A 19343-nucleotide genomic window follows, 5' to 3' on the forward strand; every position below is an offset into this window, starting at 1 on the left:
GAGTCCTGTCCATGGCAGCCCCGGGCTCGGGACTGTACCTGCCCACCGTGCCTCTCGCCTGGGCCCTGCGGGCCGCCGGGCACGAGGTCCTGGTCGCCAACAACGCCCAGGCGGCGCGGACCCTGGTCGCCGCCGGTCTCCCGGCCGTCGACGTGTGCCCGGGCCGTGACGTGTTCGCCGAGTTCATGGAGGCGAGCCGGGCGATCCACCTGACTCCGCCGGGCGAGCCCAGGCCCCGGCGCGGCGGCCTGGGTCTGTTCGGGGAGGAGATGGCCGCGGGTCTGCTGGCCCTCGCCCGGGAGTTCCGCCCGGACCTCGTGCTGTCCACCCTGGAGCAGGGCGCAGGGCCCCTGGTCGCGGCCACCCTCGGGGTGCCCCTCGTCGAGCAGAGCGTGCGGCTGGCCTGGGCGGGCGGTGACGAACAGGCCGTCGGCTACCGCAAATCCATCGCCGAGTACCTGGAGCCCACGAGGGCCGCACTCGGGGTCGCCGAACCGGCCGTTGCGACCGCCGTCATCGACATACGCCCCCCGAGCATGGGCGGCCGCCACAGCGCCACGGAGTGGCTGATGCGTTGTGTGCCGTACAACGAGAGCCGTCTGCTGCCCGAGTGGCTGCTGTCGGCGCCGGCCCGGCCCCGGGTCTGTCTCACCCTGGGCAGTGTGCTGCCGCTGTCCGGTGAACTCGGGGAGCTGAGCACGTTCCTGGACCGGTGCGGGGCTCTCGACCTGGACGTGGTGCTCGCGATGGGGGAGGAGCAGGCGGCGGCGCTCGGCCCGGTGCCCGCCAACGTCCGGGTGGCCGGATGGGTTCCGCTCAGCGCCCTGCTGCCGAGCTGCTCGGCCATCGTCCACCACGGAGGGGCCGGCACCTCGCTGGCGGCACTCGTCCACGGCGTACCGCAGCTGGTGCTGCCGCGCATGGCCGACCAGCCGGCCAACGCGGCCGTCGTCGCGGCCCGGGGAGCCGGGCTGACCCTCGCTCCCGAGGAGACGGACGCGGCTTCCGTCGAGGCGGCACTGCTGCGGCTGCTCCAGGAGACCGGCCCGGCGCGGGTCGCGCGCGAAGTACGGGCGGAGATCGCGGCACAGCCCAGCCCGGCCGATCTCGTGGTGCGGCTCGAGCCATTGGCCGGGAGGGCCTGAGGGCGCAGGTGTGTTTCTTCGCGGCCAAATGACGCCGTGGCACGGTGCCCCGGCCCGACGGCCCACCCGGAACCCTCGTCCGCGTGACCCTCCCGGGGAGCGAAGCGTGACCATAGGTGTGTTCGTGGTGGACGACCATCCGCTGTTCCGGGCCGGTGTGCGGCTGGCCACGGAGGACATCGAGGACCTCGAGGTGGTGGGCGAGGCGGAGAGCGCCGAGGAGGCCGTACGCGCCCTCGTGCACGAACGCGTGCGCGCCGACGTGGTCCTGATGGACGTACAGATGCCGGACGCCTCCGGGATCTCCGTGGTCGCGGCCATCACCGCCGCCCAGCACCTCGGTACCGAGGGACCCAGGGTGCTCATGATGTCCATGTCGGACGACGACGACATGGTCGTCGCGGCCCTGCCCACCGTCGCCCGCAAGGGCGCGGTGTTCAGTCCCGCCGTGGCCGCGCGGATGGGCAGTTACTTCTCCGTGGTGCACGAGTTGGCCCGGGACGGTGGTCTGGGCTCGTGATCCCGCCCCGCCCGGGCCGGTGCGGGATCCGGTCGGGCCCGTGGCCCCGTGGCCCCGGGAGCCCGGGACGACGGGAGTCCTACGTTGGCGAGGCGAACGCGGGGCGGGCCGGCGGAAGCGACCGGCGGCCCGCCCCGGGCCAATCCCCTGGGTAAGGACGGTGACCACATAGCCACGTACGACGAGTACGAGACCCCCGAGCCGGTCACCCCGCGGCTCCTCTCCCACATGCCCCACCTGCGCGCCCTCGGTGAACGCGGGTTCCGGGCCCGCCTGGACCCCGTGCTGCCCGCGGTCACCTGCACAGTCCAGTCGACCCTGCTCACCGGGGAGACCCCGGCTGTGCACGGTGCGGTGGCCAACGGCTGGTACTTCCGCGACCTCGGCGAGGTGCTGCTGTGGCGCCGGCGCAACCGGCTCGTCGGCGGGGAGAAGATCTGGGAGACCGTCCGCCGACCGGCCCCCGGCTACACCGTCGCCAACGTGTGCTGGTGGTACGCCATGGGAGCCGACGTCAACTGGACCGACCCCGCGCCCCGTCTACCACGCCGACGGCCGCAAGGAGCCCGACTGCTACACCCACCCGCAAGCCCTGCACGACGAACTCACCGATCTGCTCGGGGAGTTCCCGCCCTTCCGGTACTGGGGCCCACGGCGGACATCGCGTCCTCGCGCCCATGTTCGCCCGGCGCACGCTGACCCACCGACGCCGGTCACCCGGCGACCACCGCGGACGAGGCGATCGACGCCCTTGCCCCCGACATCACGGACTTCCGAGCGCGGGGGCTCCTTGTCACCGAGCCGTCAGCCGCCCCGGTTCCGAGGTCCTGATCCATCGTCTTCCGCAGCCATGGCCGCCCGCACCCGTTGCTCCTCGCGAGCGGAGCCGACGTCACGTTCCAGGGGTGTGCGGCTTACAGCTGTGGCGAGATCCTCCAAGGCCCGCTTCTGCAGTTCCGCGCCGCGTCGCAGTACCGGGCTCCGGTCCCCGGCGGCGCCCGCCCACGCGTGGAGCGCCTCCTCCACGCGCCCCCAGTCCGGATTCCGGTGCTCGCGCACATCGACTGCCGCCCGGGCGGTGTCCGCCTCCAGAGCCTCGGCGAGCCGCTCGGCCTCGGGGGCGAAACGGCTGTCGACCCGCGGGACGTGGCTCTCCATGACCATCGCCGCCCGGTCGAACCCCTTGAGCGCTTCCTCCGCCTCCTCCGCCTCGCGCGATGTCAGCCCCCTGGGGCGGACCGGTTCCTGCCGTGCCTGGTCGTAGGCTTCCTTCCAGGCGGCACGTGCCTCCCTGCTCGCCAGCAGGGCCCTGCGCACGTCGGCGCGTTGTTCCGGGGTCGGTTCGGCATAGCTGCGGAGCACCGCTGCCGCGTAACGGCCGTTGGCGTCGAGCCAGTCCGCAAGCCGGCCCGGCAGCCGGGGGGTCTCCCATGCGGGGAACACCACGTACGCCAGCATCGCCAGGACCCCGCCGAGCAGGGTGAGCACCACCCGCTCCGGGACCGTCTGCTCCCATGCCTGGCCGCCCATGCCGAGCAGGAAGACGACGTACGCGGCAGTGAAGCACTGGGAGTAGGCGTAGCCGGTACGGACCAGCGTGTACGACAGGGCCGCCGAGACCACCGCCAGCGCCCCGAACACATGGGCGTCCGGTCCCAGGGCCCGCACCATCCCGGTGGCGAGCGCGACCCCCGCCAGGGTTCCGGCGAGACGGGCCACCGCTCGCGCGTACGTCCGGTGGAAGTCCGGCCGCATCACCATCACCGAGGCGATGGGCGCCCAGTAGCCGTGGTGCAGGGGCAGCCGGGAAGCGATCAGATAGCCGAGCGTCGCCACCGCCGCGAGGCGGACGGCATGCCGGAACACGGGCGAGTCCCGGCGGAGTTCTGGGCGGACCGCCCGGACGACGACCGGGAGGAGCCGGAACATGGTCGGGCGCACCAGGATCTGGGCGCTCGCGGGTCCGTGCGGCGTAGGCGTCTTGTCGCGCGCCTCGCCGCTCCCGGCGATCTCCAACGCCTCGCCGAGCAGCTCCACGAGGCGCTCGGCGGCCTGCCGCGCGGGCCCCTCCAGCACCTCGTGCTCCTCATCGACGTGCAAGGCCTCCACCGCCCCGGTCGGCACCTCGGTGGGAGTGCCGCGTCGGACCGTACGGGCGGCCGCGTCCAGGACGTCGGCGGCCGCGTTGAGCAACTCCCGTGCGCGGTCCCGCCCGGGTCCCTCCGGCGGGGCGCCGACGTCGGGGTCGGCGAGCGCGGCGACGACCGGAACAATGCGCTCGGCGAGGCCCCGGGGGCCGTGGAGGACGGGGGGACGGGTGCGGGCCTGTGACGGCGTCACGGCCGCCGCGTCCCGGGCCGTCATCAGCGGCTCAGGGTCGAACGGCGCGGTGGGGTCGTGCCGCAGCCGGCGGGCGTAGTCCGCCACGGCGGCCAGGGCGTCGGCGAGCGCGTCACGATGCGCCCCCCAACGGCGGACCGGGAACAGCAGAATCAGCACGGCCTGCGCCACGCCCCCCAGTGCGATGACCCCGGCGTGCTCCAGGGCGCGCCCGGCACTCGTGGGCAGGGTGATGGTCACCAGCATGCTGCCGACCGTCGTCGCAGCGACGATCCCAGCGGTCGAGCCGAGAGCCCACGCCAGCCCCGCGGCAAAGGCCCATACGGCCAGCAGTGGGAGGAACGTCACGAGTCGCCCTGCGGCCAGGTAGCCCACGAAGGTGCTGAGCGCCAGACCCGCGCCCGCACCGAGCGCGATCACCTTGCGCGGACGCCAAGTGCGCTGGAAGGTGGCCCCACCCGCGGAGTAGGCACCCAGGGCGGCGGACGCGGCGTACGCAGGGGAGACCAGCCACAGCGCCAACCCGACGACGATCGCCACTCCGGCTGCCGTGCGCAGCGCGAGCAGGGGCTCCAGTCGCGTCTCCTCGATGGTGAGCCCTGATCGCACGACCTCCGCGAAGGCCCGCAGCCATCTCACGGGTGTGAGCCTAGCCGGAACGCGCTGCCGGGTCGCGTCGGCTGCGCCGCCGCCTCTGTGCTTGCCGGTACGCCGGCCAGCGGTGAGCGGCGATGCCGCACGGGCGTCCGGGAACCGGTCGTTCGCGCTCGGAGTATGCGGCTGCCCGGATCGCCTCGTCGCTCTCCAGGCCTGATCCCAATGCGCCACAGCGAGCTTGCCCGTTGGAGTGCAGCGGGAGATCGGTGAGGGCCACGACGATGGGCCATGCGCTTCGCGATCTGCGTCAACGTGTCCGGATCCGCCAGGAGAACCACGACCGTGACGTCCTGAGACGACACCCGCATGGCTGGACCCTCCTCGTCGGCTGTCCCGCGATCCCAAGTGCTCCCCGGCGTGTTGTCCACCGCGCCGTACGGCCTCCTTCGGACGCCTGGGCCTGGCAGGGCAATACAGGGCAGCCAATTGGGCCCGACATGCGCATGCGTTCGCGCACCCCCGTCGGCCAGGCTGACTGGCAAGCCCAGAGGACCGGGAGTTCCACCCGGCGTCCGCAGCTGGAGGTTGCCGTCATGACCGTGATGTCCATCGCCAGGTTCGAAAGGTTCTTCCGCGCGGCCGCGGGGCTGGACGTCGACAAGAACGATCTCAAGCGCTACAACGACTTCGTCGACGCCAAGCTCTACGACCTGCTGACCGTCGCCCAGGCCACCGCCAAGGCCAATGGGCGTGACGTCATCCGGACCTGTGACCTACCGATCACGAAGGGCCTGCAGGAGAGCATTCACCGTTTCCGGAAGATCGACCAGGAAGTAGAACTCAAGCCGATCCTGGAACAGCTCGCCACCCACCCCGCTCTGGACCGCACGCCCGACGAGGAGACCGAGGAGGCCTATCCGGACATCATCGGCGGGCTCAGCCTGGCCCTTGCCCAGAGCTTCAAGATCCTCCACCCCGACCTGAAGAACCCCCAGACCCAGCACTGGGACGAGGCCCGAGCCGTCTTCGACCTCCTGCTGTGAGCTGGCGACCGGACCAGGCTGCGGCCACAGGCTTCAGCGTGCTCTGCCTCCCCGGCTGCCGCAACGATCCGCAGCGGTTGCACATGCCCACCGGTGTATGCCCACCGGTGGGCATGTGCTGTGGTGCAACTGCGGCCACCAACCTCCGCTCGGATCACGGCAAGAGCGCGGCAAACGAGTTCGGCACCCGGGATTTGAGGTGCTGCCATTCGCCGGCGCTCACATGGCGCTCCAGAGTCTTGAGTACGGTGCGCACCACCTTCTCGCTGCCGCCCTCCACCGCATAGGGGAATTCGCTCCGGACCCGTGCGAAGAACTCCTCATTGCTCATCTTCACCGGCGTCTCGGCTGGTTTCCAGCCGTCGTAGTAGATGCCTCTGATGAGGGTCGGCAGTTGGGCGCCGAACTGTACGGCCGTCTCGACCGGGAGACGGTCCCGGAGCGGGTGCAGCACGGCCCGAAGTGCCGCGTACGACTGCTTGCGCCGGTCTCTGGGCCACTCGAAGGCCTCCTCGACGTCCTTCAGGAGCCGATTCGCCTTGTCCACCATGGTGTCGAACGAGGAGAAACCTGTCTCAACCATTTTTCGTGGGCCTTTCGTTCTGGGCGTCTCACGGGCTCAGTCCGCGAGGTCGGCCTTGCCGAACAGCACGGCGTAACTGGAGGGGAGTTGGCTGATGACCTGGTTCAGTTCTCCGCCGGTGACAGCCTCGGCAACGGTGGTCAGCACCGCGCTGGCGTCCCATTGCGCCGTACGCGGCCGGGCATCGGTGCGTTCGGCGACCCGGCGGTAGAACTCTTCGATCCCGAAGCTCTGCGCCTGCTGCGGCTTGGCTCGGTCCAGAACTTGTCCCAGCGGGCCGGGCAGCTGGGACGCGAGGTCTTTGACCTCTCCGGGGCTGATGCGTTGGGCCAGCACTTCCAGCACGGCGTTGGTGACGTGCGCGGCTTCGGCCTGGTCGTTGTATTCGCCCAGCTCGCGTACACGGGCGAGGAATCCGTCGTATTTCATCGCTGCCTCCTTGTGTCCCGGTCACCGCTGGTCATGGTGGTGCCTGGTGCGCTGTGCGCCGACTGGGTCAGTCCGGCGCGTAGCTGCCGTTCGCAAGCCTCTTGGCCCGGGACTCCCGCTCGGCCTCACGCAGGGCGCGGCGGAAGCGGCCGGGGCCCCAGGAACGGCCGCCCACGGCCTGTTCGAGTCGGTCGCGGCTCGTCGGGCCGGCTTCCTGGAGTGCGTGGGTGATCTGTTCGATCTCGTCGTCGAGGCCTTGTTCGGCCATGGCGGACGTACGGCTTGCCGTGCCCGCGGTGCCGGCCATCCCCGGCGAGTACAGAGTGCTGCCCGGTCCGGTGCCCGGGCGATAGCGGCGGACTCCGGCACGCTCCCGCTCCCGGCGGCGGGCGGTGCGGTCGGCGATACGCAGGTCCCGCTCGTGCGCGGCCCGCCGGACGTGCGCGGGCCGGATGCGGTCCCGTGCCTCCTGTGGCGCGAGCTCGTCGCGCGAGGCTGCCTCGGCTTCCTCGGCGGTGAGCGGCCGGGCGATGTTCTCCAGGGACTGTTGTTCGGCCCGGACACCGAAGAACACCTCGGCCAGCCCGCCCAGCGCCATGGCTGCCGCTCCGACGAGGAAGCCGATGGCCACCAGGTTGGCATCGCCACTGTGGATCAGGTGGCCGAACAGCAGCGGGCCGGTGATTCCGCCCACGGCCGTGCCGATCGCGAAGAACAGCGAGATGGACAGGGCTCGGGTCTCCATGGGGAAGACCTCGCTCACCGTCAAGTACGCCGAGCTCGCTCCCGCGGACGCCACGAAGAAGGTCAGGGAGACCAGCAGGAAGAACGACCATGTCGTCAGGGAGCCGTTGATCAGCAGGACGGCGAGGACGGCTGCCACGACTGCCGAGCCGAAGTAGGTGCCCGCGATCATCGGCTTCCTGCCGACGGTGTCGAACAGTCGGCCGAGAAGGAGTGGTCCGAGGAAGTTGACGATCGCGAAGATCGCAAGGAAGTAGGGGATCGAGCCGGAGCCGATGTCGAAGAAACCGTTCAGGAGCGTGCCCAGGTCGAAGACGATCGCGTTGTACAGGAACGCCTGTCCGACGAAGAGCGCCAGACCGAGAAGGGCGCGACGCGGGTACCGCCGCAGAGCCACGCCGGCGATCTCCCTGAACGGGATGACGTCGCGCTGCCGTACGGTGACCGCCTCGCCCGGTTCCGGCAGATCGAGGCCCGTCTCCTGGCGCACTTCGGCCTCGATCTGGTCGACGATGCGTTCAGCCTCGGCTTGGTGCCCGTGGATGAACAGCCAGCGCGGGCTTTCCGGCACGTGGCGGCGTACCAGCATGATGCCCAGGCCCAGAATGCCGCCCAGACCGAAGGCCAGCCTCCAGCCGAGATCCGCCGGCAGAAGACTCTCGTTGAGAAGCAGGACGGCGACCAGACTGCCGGTCGCCGCACCGACCCAGTAGCTGCCGTTGATGGCCAGATCCACCTGCCCACGGTTGCGGGCAGGAATCAGCTCGTCGATGGCCGAGTTGATCGCGGCATACTCTCCGCCGATGCCCATACCGGTGACGAAGCGGGCGAGGTAGAGGTACCAGGCGTCGTGGGCGAACGCGGTCGCGACGGTGGCGAGGATGTAGATGCCGAGCGTGAGCATGAACAGCTTCTTGCGCCCGTAGCGGTCGGTGAGCCTCCCGAACAGGAGAGCGCCCGCACAGGCGCCTGCCACGTAGATGGCAGCGGCAGTGCCGATGTCGGCGCTGGTCAGGTTGATGCCGCTGTCCGGCTCGGTCATACGGGCGGCAACCGCCCCGACGATGGTCACTTCGAGCCCGTCCAGAATCCAGACGGTTCCCAGGCCGATGACGATCCGCCAATGGAATCGGGACCACGGCAGCCGGTCGAGCCGGGCGGGGACCTTGGTCGTGACGACACCGAGTTCGGCAGTGGTGGTCATGCCATGCCTCCTCGTTCAGGGCCATGGGCTGTCACCTGGAGATGGACAGAACAGGCTGAAACGGGCAGATCCGCATAGGGTGGTCTGCTGTGCTGCGCTGCCGCCTTCTGGGACACCGTTTTCGCTTTCGCCATGAGGGCGACACGATGCGCTGGCACTGCGCGCGTGGGTGTGGAACGGAGGGAAGCAAGCGATATCCGACGGCCCAGGACGCCGAGCGCTACGCCCGTGCATTCGACCGCGAGGACCAGGCCGACATCGGCCGACGAGCACCGCTGGGCCTGCTTCCCCTTCGGCTGCTGCGCGCCTGGCGCCTGCGGGGCCGAAAGGAAGCCGGTGGGGAGCCACCTGCCGCGTCTCCGCCGCCGTGAGGGGGTGCGGACGTCGTTCATGAGTCCCTCGGTGTCGAGCCTCGGCCGCCCGGCCGCGGTGCCGGACATGTGTCCGGAACCGCGGCGTTCGGGTCTCAGCCCTTGCTCTCGGTGCTTTCACTCGTCTCGCTGATCTCGATGTGCCGGGGCTTTGCGACCTCGGCCTTGGGGACGGTGATGTTGAGCATCCCGTCCGAGATCTGCGCATTGATCTTCTCGGTGTCGAGCTCTCCGGGCAGCCGCAGCCGGTACTCGAAGGACCCGGTGCGGCGGGTACTCCGGCGCAGGACGCCTTTGCGCTCCTTCTCCTTGATCTCTCCGGTGACCACCAGCTCCTGGCCGTTCGCCTCGACGTTGATGTCCTTCTTCTTGACGCCGGGGAGTTCGATCTCGACGTGGAAGGCGTCGTCGGACTCCGTGACATCCGCCAGGGGCGTCCACGCGACTGCCGGCGCCGCGCTTCCCACCGTGGATTCCATCAGCCCGCTCATCTCGCTGAGCAGTTGATCGAACTCCGTCAGTGGATTGCGTGCCCAGCCGACGGGCCTGTCCTGCATTGCGCCACCGCGGTGGCGTCGGACGGGCGTGGCCATGGCCATCGCCTCCTTCTCCTTCTCGTGGTGTCCCCGCTGGGCGTCATGCGAGCCAAGCGGACTGTTTCGGACGGGTGTGCGGGGAGGTGTCGGTGTTGCCGGGCGCGGCGGTGCGGCCCAGGTAGCGGTGCACGAAGTGGATGCTCATCGCGCCTTCGCCGACCGCGGAGGCCACGCGCTTCACCGAGCCGCTGCGCAGATCGCCGGCGGCGAAGACGCCGGGCAGGCTGGTCTCCAACGTCAGGCAGTCGCGGCCCTGGCTCTGCCACAGCTCGGGAACGGAGCAGGCCTGCGCCTCCGCCCCGGTGAGCACGAAGCCGCGCGCATCGAGGGCGAGCACGCCGGACAGCCAATCGGTGTGCGGGTCGGCGCCGGTGAAGACGAACAGGGCCCGCACCTCGAGGTGGCGGTGCTCGCCCGTACGGTGGTCGACCACGGTGACCGCCTCGAGCGTCTTGTCGCCCAGTGCCTCGGTCACCTCGGTGTGCAGCAGCACCCGTACTCGGGGGTGGCGCTCGATCTGATCGATCAGATAGCGGGACATGTGCGCATCGAGGCTCGGACCACGGACGAGCAGATGCACCTGCGGTGCGTATCCGGCCAGGAAGAGCACCGCCTGGCCCGCGGAGTTGCCGCCGCCGACCACCGCCACCGGGTCGGTACGGCACTGCTGCGCCTCGTAGACGGTCGCGGAGTAGTGGACGCTGGTGCCCTCCAACGGCTCGATGCCGGGCACCCGGAGGCGGCGGTATCGGGCACCGGTGGCCAGGACGACGGTACGGGCGGTGACCTCGCTGCCGTCGGCGAATCCGACGGCGTAGTGGTCGTCCCGCCGTTCGAGCCGGGCGGCCTCCGCCGGGACGCTGATCCGGGCGCCGAACTTCTCCGCCTGGAGCACGGCGCGCTCGGTGAGTTCGGCGCCGGAGATGCCTGAAGGGAAGCCGAGCAGATTCTCGATGCGGGACGACGTCCCGGCCTGGCCGCCGGTGGCCAGCGCCTCGACCACGGTCGTGCCGAGGCCCTCCGAGGCGGCGTTCACCGCGGCGGCGAGACCGGCCGGACCGGAGCCGACGATGAGGAGGTCGCCGCGGCCGTTGCCCGGTGGCAGGGCCGGCAGGCCGATGAACCGGGCCAGTTCGGCATTGCTCGGATTGCGCAGCAGGGTCGTGTCCCGCCAGATCACCAGCGGCGTCTGCTCCGGCCCGACCCCGAAGCGGCGCAGCAGTGCCTCGGCCTCCTTGTCCGTCTCCAGATCGATCCAGCGATGCGGCAGCCGGTTGCGGGCGGCGAACTCGCGCAGCCGACGGGTGTCGGGCGAGTAGCGCGAGCCGATGATGCGGAAACCGGCGCCCTGCCCGACGAGCAGAGCGCGGCGCCCCAGGCAGGCGCGCAGCACCACATCACCGATCGTGGGGTCCCGGGTCACCAGGTCGCGCAGCTGGTCCATGGACAGGGCGAGGATCTCGCCGGGATCCCTGACCACGGCGGTGTAGAAGGCCACCTGTCCGTTGAGGAGGCCGAGTTCGCCGATGAAGCGGCCAGGTCCGTGCACACGCAGCAGGTGTTCATCGGGCGTGCCGTAGTTCTCGATGATGGCGACAGAGCCACTGAGGACGACGTAGAACGTCTCGCACCGCTGCCCCTCCCGGATCAGCTCGTCGCCGGCGTCAACCGCGCGCCGCCGGCCGTGCTCCGCCAGGCGGGCGATCTGGTCGTCCCTCAGGCGGGGATAGGCGCCGTAGATGTCAGGAGTCTCGAAGGGGACGCTCTCCTCCGCCTCGTCCGGCACCGGCGGCGCGTCGGGCCGCGTCTCGTCGCCGGGCATCACACGAACGCCTCGTGGACGTAGCACCACCGCCAGTCCTCGCCGGGCTGGAACGACTGCACGATCGGATGGGCGTCGGCAGCCGCGTGCTTACGCGCGTGCTTGTTCGGTGAGGAGTCGCAGCAGCCGACGTGGCCGCAGGTCAGGCAGAGCCTGAGGTGGACCCACGGGGAGCCGAGCAGCAGGCACTCCTGGCACCCTTCCGGTGTCAGCGGCTGGACCGGCCGGACAAGCGCGAGGTGGGGATCTGCGTGCAGGGTCATGTGGATCACTCTTTCCGGGCCGCGATCGACTGCTCCACCCACCGCCGAAGGGCAGGGGCAGGTGCGGCACCCGCCTGCCGGGCGATGATCTGTCCTTTGTCGAGGACCAGCAGCGTCGGTACCGCCTGGACCTCGAACCGCTGTGCCAGACGCGGGTTCTTGTCGATGTCTACCTTGACCAGCTTGATCGTTCCTGCCAGGTCGGTGGCGACCTGCTCCAGCGCGGGGCTGACCATGCGGCAGGGTCCGCACCAGGTGGCCCACAGGTCGACGACGACGGGCACGGTGGCCTGCTCGACGACTTCGGTGAAGTCGTCGTCGCCCGCATCGGCCATCCACGGCAGCGGCTGCTTGCAGTTGCCGCAGGTGGGGCGGCCCTCGGCGGCCACCGGCACCCGGTTGGTGCGCCCGCAGTGCGGGCAGACGACGTTGGTGGCTTGCAGGGTGCTCATGCCGCCCTCGCTTCCTTCACATCCTCGGGCTTGTCGTAGGTGACGACCAGTTCTCCGTGTGCGGCGTCGACGCGGACCGTCGCGCCGTCCTGGACGTCACCGCGCAGCAGGGCGCGCCCGACCATGGTCTCGACCTCGTGGGATATGTAACGCCGCAGCGGCCGGGCCCCGTACACCGGGTCGTAGCCCTGGTGGGCGATCAGCTTCCGGGCTGCCTCGGTGAGTTCGACGGTGATGCGGCGTTCGGCGAGGCGCCTTCGCAGCTCGTCGAACTGCAGCTCCACGATCCGCTCGATCTGCTGCTCACCGAGCGGCTTGAACAGCACGATGTCGTCGACGCGGTTGAGGAACTCCGGGCGGAAGTGCCCGCGCAGCTCGCCCATCACCAGGGCGCGGGCGTCCGGCTTGATGTCACCCTCGGCGGTCGCGCCGTCGAGGAGGTGCTCGGAGCCGATGTTGGACGTCATGATGATCACGGTGTTGCGGAAGTCGACGGTGCGGCCCTGGGCATCGGTGATGCGGCCGTCGTCGAGCATCTGCAGCAGGGTGTTGAAGACATCGGTGTGCGCCTTCTCGATCTCGTCGAACAGGACGACCGAGTACGGCTTGCGGCGCACGGCCTCGGTGAGCTGGCCGCCTTCCTCGTACCCGACGTATCCGGGCGGTGCGCCCATGAGCCGGCTGACGGTGTGCCGCTCCTGGTACTCGCTCATGTCGAGGCGAACCATGTTCTCCTCGGAGTCGAACAGGGCCCGGGCGAGCGTCTTGGCCAGCTCGGTCTTCCCGACGCCGGTGGGGCCGAGGAAGATGAACGAGCCGATGGGGCGGCGCGGATCGCGGATGCCGGAGCGGGCGCGGATGATGGCGTCGGTGACGAGCTGGACGGCCTCGTCCTGGCCGATGACGCGCTCGCGCAGGATCTCGTCCAGGCGCAGCAGCTTCTCGCGTTCGCCCTCCTGGAGGCGGGCGACGGGGATGCCGGTCCAGGCGGCGACGATCTCGGCGATCTCCTCCTCGGTGACGACCTCGCGCAGCAGCCGGTTCTGCCCTTGTTTGGCGACCAGTTGCTCCTCCTCGGCCTTCAGTCGGCGCTCCAGGTCCTGCAGGCGGCCGTAGCGCAGTTCGGCGGCGCGGTTGAGGTCGTAGGCGCGTTCGGCCTCCTCCGCCTCGTGGCGGACCTGCTCCAGTTCCTGGCGCAGTTCCTGCACGCGGCGGATCGCCTGCCGTTCGGCCTCCCACTGGGCATGTTTGGCGTCGGCCTCGCTACGCAGGTCGGCCAGTTCCCTGCGCAGTTCCTCCAGTCGGGCCTTGCTGGCGGGGTCGTTCTCCTTGGACAGGGCCGCGTCCTCGATCTCCAGGCGGGTGACGCGGCGGGTGATCTCGTCGAGTTCGGCGGGCATGGAGTCGATCTCGGTACGCAGCCGGGCGCACGCCTCGTCGACGAGGTCGATCGCCTTGTCGGGCAGGAACCGGTCGGTGATGTAGCGGTGGGAGAGGGTGGCCGCGGAGACCAGAGCGGTGTCCTGGATCCTCACGCCGTGGAAGACCTCCAGGCGTTCGCGCAGTCCGCGCAGGATGGAGATGGTGTCCTCCACGTCCGGCTCGTCGACCAGGACCTGCTGGAAGCGGCGTTCGAGGGCGGCGTCCTTCTCGATGTGCTTGCGGTACTCGTCGAGGGTGGTGGCGCCGATCATGTGCAGTTCGCCGCGCGCGAGCATCGGCTTGAGCATGTTGCCCGCGTCCATGGCCCCTTCGGCGGCCCCCGCACCCACGACGGTGTGCAGTTCGTCGACGAAGAGCAGGATGCCCCCCTGGGCGGCCTTCACCTCGGCCAGCACGGCCTTGAGGCGTTCCTCGAACTCACCGCGGTACTTGGCCCCGGCGACCAGCGAGCCCATGTCGAGGGCGAACACGATCTTGTCGCGCAGGCCCTCGGGCACATCGCCGCGCACGATGCGCTGGGCGAGCCCCTCGACGATCGCGGTCTTGCCGACGCCGGGATCGCCGATCAGGACGGGGTTGTTCTTGGACTTGCGGCTGAGGATCTGCGTGACCCGGCGGATCTCGGCGTCCCGGCCGATGACCGGGTCCAGCCGCCCGGCCCTGGCCTCGACGACCAGGTCGCGGCCGTACTTCTCCAACGCCTCGTAGGCCACTTCGGGGTTGGCGGAGGTGACCCGCTGGTTGCCGCGGACCTGGGTGAGCGCGCTCAGGAACGAGTCCCGGGTGATGCCGGCCCGGTTGAGCAGACGCCCGGCGGCGGTCGACGAACCCTCCTCGGCCAGCGCCAGCAGCAGGTGCTCCACGGACACGTACTCGTCCTTGAGCCGTTTGGCCTCCCGCTCGGCCGCGTCCAGCAACCGGGCCAGGCGCTGGGTGACGAAGACCTGACCCGGCGCCGCGCCGGGCCCGGTGACCTTCGGGCGCCGGGAGAGTTCATCGTGTACGGCCGCGCGCAGTTCCTCGGGCTTGGCACCGGCCTGTTGCAGCAGCCTAGGGATCAGACCGTCCTCCTGGTCGAGGAGGGCGAGCAGCAGATGCTCGCCGTCGACCTCGGTGTGGCCCAGGCTGCCGGCGGCGCTCTGCGCCTCCTGCAGGGCTTCCTGTGACTTCTGGGTCAGGCGGTTCATGTCCATGGTGGAAGATCACTCCTCGTCCCTGCACGCCGCAGCGCGGCTTCGAGCAGGCTGATGCGATCGAGCAGGTCGAGCACCAGGCCGATGGATGCGTAGTTGAGGCAGAGTCCGGTGCGCAGCCGCTGGACGCGGGCCAGGGCGGCCGGGGCCGTGGGGTCGAACACCAGGCGCCCCGCGGCGTCGCGCTCGGCGTCGACCAGTCCCAGGGCGACGAACCGGCGGACCAGGTCGGGATGGAGACCCGAACGACGGGCCACGGTGGCCAGGGAGAGCACGGGCACGGGCACGATCGCGTACCGCGTGCCCACCTCGGTCGTGCGTGCGGGGGATGGGCGGGCCTTGGCCGGTCGGTCGCTCATCACGTCCTCCTGGGGTCGAATGAGGAGACTGCGGCAAGTTCCTCCAGCAGCTCGCGCTCCCGGTCACTCAGCCGGGGCGGCACCATGATCCGCAGCTCCGCGTACAGGTCTCCGTTCGCGCCGCGCGGGCCCGGCATGCCCTCGCCGCGCAGCCGCAGCCGCCGTCCGCTGGAGGACCCGGCGGGCACGGTCACCTTCGCCGTGGCACCGCTCGGCGTGGACACCGGCACGGTCGCGCCCAGCGCGGCCTCCCAGGGGGTGACCGGAAGCTGCACGTACACGTCCCGGCCGTCGAGGCGGAACCGGGGGTGCGGCTGGATCCGCACCCGCAGATACAGATCTCCCGCGGAAGCGTCGCCGCTGCCGCGGCCGCCCTCGCCCGCCAGCCGGATGCGTTGGCCGTCGGTGACGCCGGCCGGTACGTCCACCTCGTAGCGCCGCTGCCCGTCGGGCCCGGCGAGGGTGACGGTGCGGCGGCCTCCGCGGTAGGCCTCCTCGACGGTGAGCGGCAGTTCGGCCTCCTGGTCGGCTCCGGGGACACGCATCCGTCCGGCGCCCCCGAACAACGAGCCGAACAGGTCGTCGACGTCGACGCCCTCGGCGCCGAAGTCGCTGGTGGCGTACCGGACCCGGGGACCGCCCCCGGTGGACCACCGGAAGCCGCTGCCGGCTCCCGCGCCGGCACCGGCGCCGACCCGTTCCTCCCAGTCCTCCGGGATCTTCCGGAAGTCCTCGCCGAAGCGGTCGTAGCGGGTTCGCTGCTCGGGATCGGACAGGACGCTGAAGGCCTCATTGATCTCCTTGAACCGCTCCTCCGCCCGCGGGTCCTTGTTGACGTCGGGGTGGTACTTGCGGGCCAGGGAGCGATAGGCCCGCTGGATCTCGTCACGGTCGGCGCTGCGCGGAACGCCGAGCACCTCGTAGAAGTCGCGTGCCATGGCCGCTCACTCCCGCTTGGCGACGGTCACGGCGGCAGGCCGCAGCTGCCGCTCGGCTTCCCCGTAACCGGGTCGCAGGACCTGGACCACGGTGTTGGGATCGGCGTCGGGTTCCTGGACGACGCCGACCACCTCGTGCCGGGCCGGGTCGAACGGCACGCCGGTCTCCGCATGGCGCGGGTAGCCCAGCCGCTCCAGGACGTTCACGGCCTGGTCACGCACGGCCCGGACACCTTCGACAATGGCACCGGGGTCGGCGGCCGCGTGGTTCAGGGCAAGTTCCAGGTTGTCGATGACGGGCAGGAAGGCCGCAGCCGTACGGGCGCGTTCGGCCGCGGCCTGTCCCTTCAGCTCCCTGGCGTGGCGTTTGCGCAGGTTGTCGAGGTCGGCCAGGGCGCGGCGCCAGCGGTCGTCGGCCTCGCGCAGCGCGGCCGCGAAATCGTCGTCGGCTGCGGCTGCGGCTGCGGCGGTGCCGGTTGCGGCGTCGGGCCCCGGCTCGGCCTGTTCGGTCGGCTGTCCGGGCTGCGCAAGGTCCCCGCGCGGCGGCTGTACGGCGCCTTCCGGTGGCGGGTCGGGCTCTGGGCCCCGGGGTGGGATGGGCATGGTGGGCACCTCAGCCCTTGTCGAACTCGGCGTCGATCACGTCGTCGTCGGCTCCTGCGCCGCCCGGGCTCCCTCCGCCGGGACCGGATCCGTCCGGTGAGCCGGTGCCCGCCGGACCGCCCGCGGCGGCTCCCGCCTGGTGGGCCGCGAGCCCTGCGAAGATCTGCTGGAGTTCGGACGTCAGTGGCCGGGCCTTGTCCGCCCCGACCTCGTTCCTGACCGCCTCGCGGGCCTCGGACACCAGCATCTCGGCGCGGGCCTTCTCATGTGCGGGCGCGGCGTCGCCGAGCTCGCCGAGGCGCTTCTCGACCTGGTAGGCGATGGCGTCCAGTTCGTTGCGGGCGTCGACGGCCTCACGGAGGGCCTGGTCCTGGTCCTGGTTGCGCTCGGCCTCCTGGACCATCCGCTCGACCTCGGTGCGGTCGAGGTTGGAGCTCTCGCTGATGGTGATGCCCTGTTCCTTGCCGGTGTCCTTGTCCCGCGCGGTGACGTTGAGGATGCCGTTGGCGTCGATGTCGAAGATGACCTCGATCTGCGGCTCGCCGCGCGGCGCGGGGCGGATGTCGGTGAGCTGGAAGCGGCCGAGCACCCGGTTGTCGGCGGCCCGCTCACGCTCGCCCTGGAGGACCACCACGTCGACGGCGGGCTGGTTGTCCTCGGCGGTGGAGAAGGTCTCGGAGCGGCGCACCGGGATGGTGGTGTTCCGCTCGATGATCTTCGTCATCACACCGCCGCGGGTCTCGACACCCAGCGACAGCGGGGTGACATCGAGCAGCAGGACGTCCTTGACCTCGCCCTTGAGGACCCCGGCCTGGATCGCGGCGCCCATCGCCACGACCTCGTCGGGGTTGACGCTCATGTTGGGTTCCTTGCCGCCGGTCAGCCGGCGCACCAGGGCCTGGACGGCGGGGATACGGGTGGAACCGCCGACGAGGATGACCTCGTCGATGTCGCTCTCGCCGACCTTGGCGTCCCCCATGGCCTGCTGGACCGGTCCCAGGCACCGCTCCACCAGGTCGCCGGTGATCTGCTCGAACGTGGACCGCATGATCGAGTCGGTGAGGTGCTTGGGGCCCGCGGCGTCGGCGGTGATGAACGGCAGGCTGACCTGCGTCTGTGTCACCGAACTCAGCTCGGTCTTGGCCTTCTCCGCCGCCTCGAACAGACGCTGCAGGGCCTGCGGATCCTTCCGCAGGTCGATGCCGTTCTCCTTCTGGAAGTCGTCCGCGAGGTAATCCACCAGACGCCGGTCGAAGTCGTCACCGCCCAGGTGGCTGTCACCGGCGGTGGAGCGCACCTCCACCACACCGTCACCGACGTCGAGGATGCTCACGTCGAAGGTGCCGCCGCCCAGGTCGAAGACGAGGACGGTCTCGTGCTCCTTCTTGTCCATGCCGTAGGCCAGGGCTGCCGCGGTCGGCTCGTTGATGATCCGCAGCACCTCCAGGCCCGCGATCCGGCCGGCGTCCTTGGTGGCGGTGCGCTGGGCGTCGTTGAAGTAGGCGGGCACCGTGATGACCGCCTCCGTGACCCGCTCTCCCAGCTGCTTGGAGGCGTCGTCGGCGAGCTTGCGCAGCACCTGCGCGCTGATCTCCTCAGGCGCGTAGAGCTTGTCGCGCACCTTGAACCGGGCCGCTCCGCCGTCGCCCTCGACGACGTCGTACGTAACCGCCCTGGCCTCTTCGGAGATCTCGTCGAAGTGCCGGCCGATGAACCGCTTCGCCGAGTAGATGGTGCCCTTGGGGTTGAGGATCGCCTGGCGGCGGGCCAGCTGACCCACCAGCCGTTCCCCGGTGTCGGTGAAGGCCACCACGGAGGGTGTCGTGCGGTTGCCCTCGCTGTTGGGCACGACCGTCGGCTCGCCGCCCTCCCAGACGGCGATCACCGAGTTCGTGGTGCCCAGGTCGATTCCTACTGCCTTGGCCATGAGGAACTCCTTCCGCTACGGGCGCCCCCGTTCCCCCTCGGAGCCGCGCCCGGTCTCCGTAATGGCTCAGGTGACGGCGGGACCGCTCCGCGGGCGGCTGCTGCCCTTCCACGCCCCGCTGCTTGTGCCGGTACTGGTCCCGCTGGGCAACTCGGCCAGCAGCCGCACCGCCTCGTCGGCGACCGCGTCGTCGGCGACGACGTCGTACCGGCTGGGCTGCATGAAGCTCATCGAGGCGAAGTCCCGGCGGCCACCCTGGGCCGCGTGCGCCAGCAGGCCGAACAGTGCGCCGACGACCGCTCCGAAAATCAGCCCGTACAAGGCGAGGAGCAGCCCTGACACGACCGGGTCCAGCCAGTTCAGCAGCCCGAAGATCCATCCGATCAGGGCGCCGGGCAGGGCGCCGCTCGCCGCGCCGTGCAGGGCGGCCCCGCCGAGTCCCGTGCGGCCGGTCACCTGCTCGACCAGGCGCACGTCCTGCCCGACGATGGCCACCCTCTCGACGGGGAAACCCCGATCGGACAGGTGATCGACGGCGCGTTCCGCCTCCTGGTAGGTCGCGTACGAGGCGATGGTCCTGCGGGCCTGCTCGTTCATCGGCCAGTCCTCCCTCACCGGTTACAGGTGCCAGCGATCCCTGACAGGCCCAGCGTGGCAACTCGGCAGCACGCTCCGCCTGCCCCCGGCAGGTCAGAACTCGGCGTTCTCGGTCGGTCCGTGAGAACAAGGCAATCCAGACAAGCCGGGTGGCCCGGTCCAGGCTGGGTACTC

General features: G+C 70.6%; 17 protein-coding genes and 1 pseudogene. 4 read left to right on the forward strand and 14 right to left on the reverse strand.

Features of this window, described 5'->3' with window-relative positions; all coding sequences use genetic code 11:
• The first annotated feature begins 11 nt into the window (after positions 1–11).
• From RKD20_RS38095 to RKD20_RS38105, 3 genes and pseudogenes are all read left to right on the forward strand, one after another.
• On the forward strand, positions 12–1145 hold the full coding sequence (locus RKD20_RS38095) for a nucleotide disphospho-sugar-binding domain-containing protein (RefSeq protein WP_424881670.1): 1134 nt from the start codon (positions 12–14) through the stop codon (positions 1143–1145).
• A gap of 106 nt (positions 1146–1251) precedes the next feature.
• On the forward strand, positions 1252–1665 hold the full coding sequence (locus tag RKD20_RS38100; RefSeq protein ID WP_424881671.1) for a response regulator: 414 nt from the start codon (positions 1252–1254) through the stop codon (positions 1663–1665).
• 228 nt (positions 1666–1893) lie between these two features.
• Positions 1894–2317: pseudogene (locus tag RKD20_RS38105) on the forward strand (alkaline phosphatase family protein); the annotation flags it as partial.
• Between the two features lie 152 nt (positions 2318–2469).
• On the opposite strand, the gene RKD20_RS38110 reads toward RKD20_RS38105, so the two are convergent.
• The gene (locus RKD20_RS38110; protein WP_424881672.1) at positions 2470–4644 is read right to left on the reverse strand and encodes an FUSC family protein; all 2175 of its coding nucleotides are present in this window, start codon (positions 4642–4644) and stop codon (positions 2470–2472) included.
• A 551-nt stretch (positions 4645–5195) separates the two neighbouring features.
• Here RKD20_RS38110 and RKD20_RS38115 point away from each other — a divergent pair.
• Positions 5196–5645, forward strand: a complete 450-nt coding sequence (locus tag RKD20_RS38115; protein WP_020123221.1) for a DUF1931 family protein — start codon at positions 5196–5198, stop codon at positions 5643–5645.
• 154 nt (positions 5646–5799) lie between these two features.
• Here RKD20_RS38115 and RKD20_RS38120 read toward each other — a convergent pair whose 3' ends face one another.
• The 13 genes from RKD20_RS38120 to RKD20_RS38180 form a co-directional block, all read right to left on the reverse strand.
• On the reverse strand, positions 5800–6228 hold the full coding sequence (locus tag RKD20_RS38120; protein WP_424881673.1) for a DUF2267 domain-containing protein: 429 nt from the start codon (positions 6226–6228) through the stop codon (positions 5800–5802).
• A 36-nt stretch (positions 6229–6264) separates the two neighbouring features.
• Positions 6265–6657 carry a DUF2267 domain-containing protein gene (locus tag RKD20_RS38125; RefSeq protein ID WP_424881674.1) on the reverse strand — a complete coding sequence of 131 codons (393 nt, stop codon included), beginning with the start codon at positions 6655–6657 and terminating at the stop codon, positions 6265–6267.
• A gap of 67 nt (positions 6658–6724) precedes the next feature.
• Positions 6725–8605 carry an MFS transporter gene (locus RKD20_RS38130; RefSeq protein WP_424881675.1) on the reverse strand — a complete coding sequence of 627 codons (1881 nt, stop codon included), beginning with the start codon at positions 8603–8605 and terminating at the stop codon, positions 6725–6727.
• A 466-nt stretch (positions 8606–9071) separates the two neighbouring features.
• Positions 9072–9569 (reverse strand): Hsp20/alpha crystallin family protein, encoded by a 498-nt coding sequence (locus RKD20_RS38135; RefSeq protein WP_424881676.1) that lies wholly within the window; start codon positions 9567–9569, stop codon positions 9072–9074.
• Positions 9570–9612: 43 nt separating this feature from the next.
• Positions 9613–11394, reverse strand: a complete 1782-nt coding sequence (locus RKD20_RS38140; protein WP_424881677.1) for an FAD-dependent oxidoreductase — start codon at positions 11392–11394, stop codon at positions 9613–9615.
• Complete coding sequence (locus RKD20_RS38145) at positions 11394–11657, reverse strand: UBP-type zinc finger domain-containing protein (RefSeq protein ID WP_020123227.1); 264 nt, start codon at positions 11655–11657, stop codon at positions 11394–11396. Before RKD20_RS38145 ends, RKD20_RS38140 begins: the two co-directional genes overlap by 1 nt.
• A gap of 5 nt (positions 11658–11662) precedes the next feature.
• Positions 11663–12109 carry a thioredoxin gene (gene trxA, locus RKD20_RS38150; protein WP_020123228.1) on the reverse strand — a complete coding sequence of 149 codons (447 nt, stop codon included), beginning with the start codon at positions 12107–12109 and terminating at the stop codon, positions 11663–11665.
• On the reverse strand, positions 12106–14745 hold the full coding sequence (clpB, locus tag RKD20_RS38155) for an ATP-dependent chaperone ClpB (protein ID WP_424881678.1): 2640 nt from the start codon (positions 14743–14745) through the stop codon (positions 12106–12108). Before clpB ends, trxA begins: the two co-directional genes overlap by 4 nt.
• Positions 14736–15104 (reverse strand): chaperone modulator CbpM, encoded by a 369-nt coding sequence (locus tag RKD20_RS38160; RefSeq protein ID WP_424881679.1) that lies wholly within the window; start codon positions 15102–15104, stop codon positions 14736–14738. The genes clpB and RKD20_RS38160 overlap by 10 nt, the downstream gene beginning before the upstream one ends.
• Positions 15104–16042, reverse strand: a complete 939-nt coding sequence (locus RKD20_RS38165) for a DnaJ C-terminal domain-containing protein (RefSeq protein ID WP_424881680.1) — start codon at positions 16040–16042, stop codon at positions 15104–15106. Before RKD20_RS38165 ends, RKD20_RS38160 begins: the two co-directional genes overlap by 1 nt.
• Positions 16043–16048: 6 nt before the next feature.
• Positions 16049–16645 (reverse strand): nucleotide exchange factor GrpE, encoded by a 597-nt coding sequence (locus RKD20_RS38170; protein WP_424881681.1) that lies wholly within the window; start codon positions 16643–16645, stop codon positions 16049–16051.
• A 10-nt stretch (positions 16646–16655) separates the two neighbouring features.
• A complete protein-coding gene (gene dnaK / locus RKD20_RS38175) occupies positions 16656–18572 on the reverse strand; it encodes a molecular chaperone DnaK (RefSeq protein ID WP_424881682.1) in 1917 nt (638 codons plus the stop codon).
• A gap of 66 nt (positions 18573–18638) precedes the next feature.
• Complete coding sequence (locus RKD20_RS38180; protein ID WP_424881683.1) at positions 18639–19169, reverse strand: general stress protein; 531 nt, start codon at positions 19167–19169, stop codon at positions 18639–18641.
• Positions 19170–19343: the final 174 nt, after the last annotated feature.

Origin of the sequence: Streptomyces sp. SLBN-8D4 (assembly GCF_049739545.1) — a bacterium.
Lineage (GTDB): Bacteria > Actinomycetota > Actinomycetes > Streptomycetales > Streptomycetaceae > Streptomyces > Streptomyces canus_C.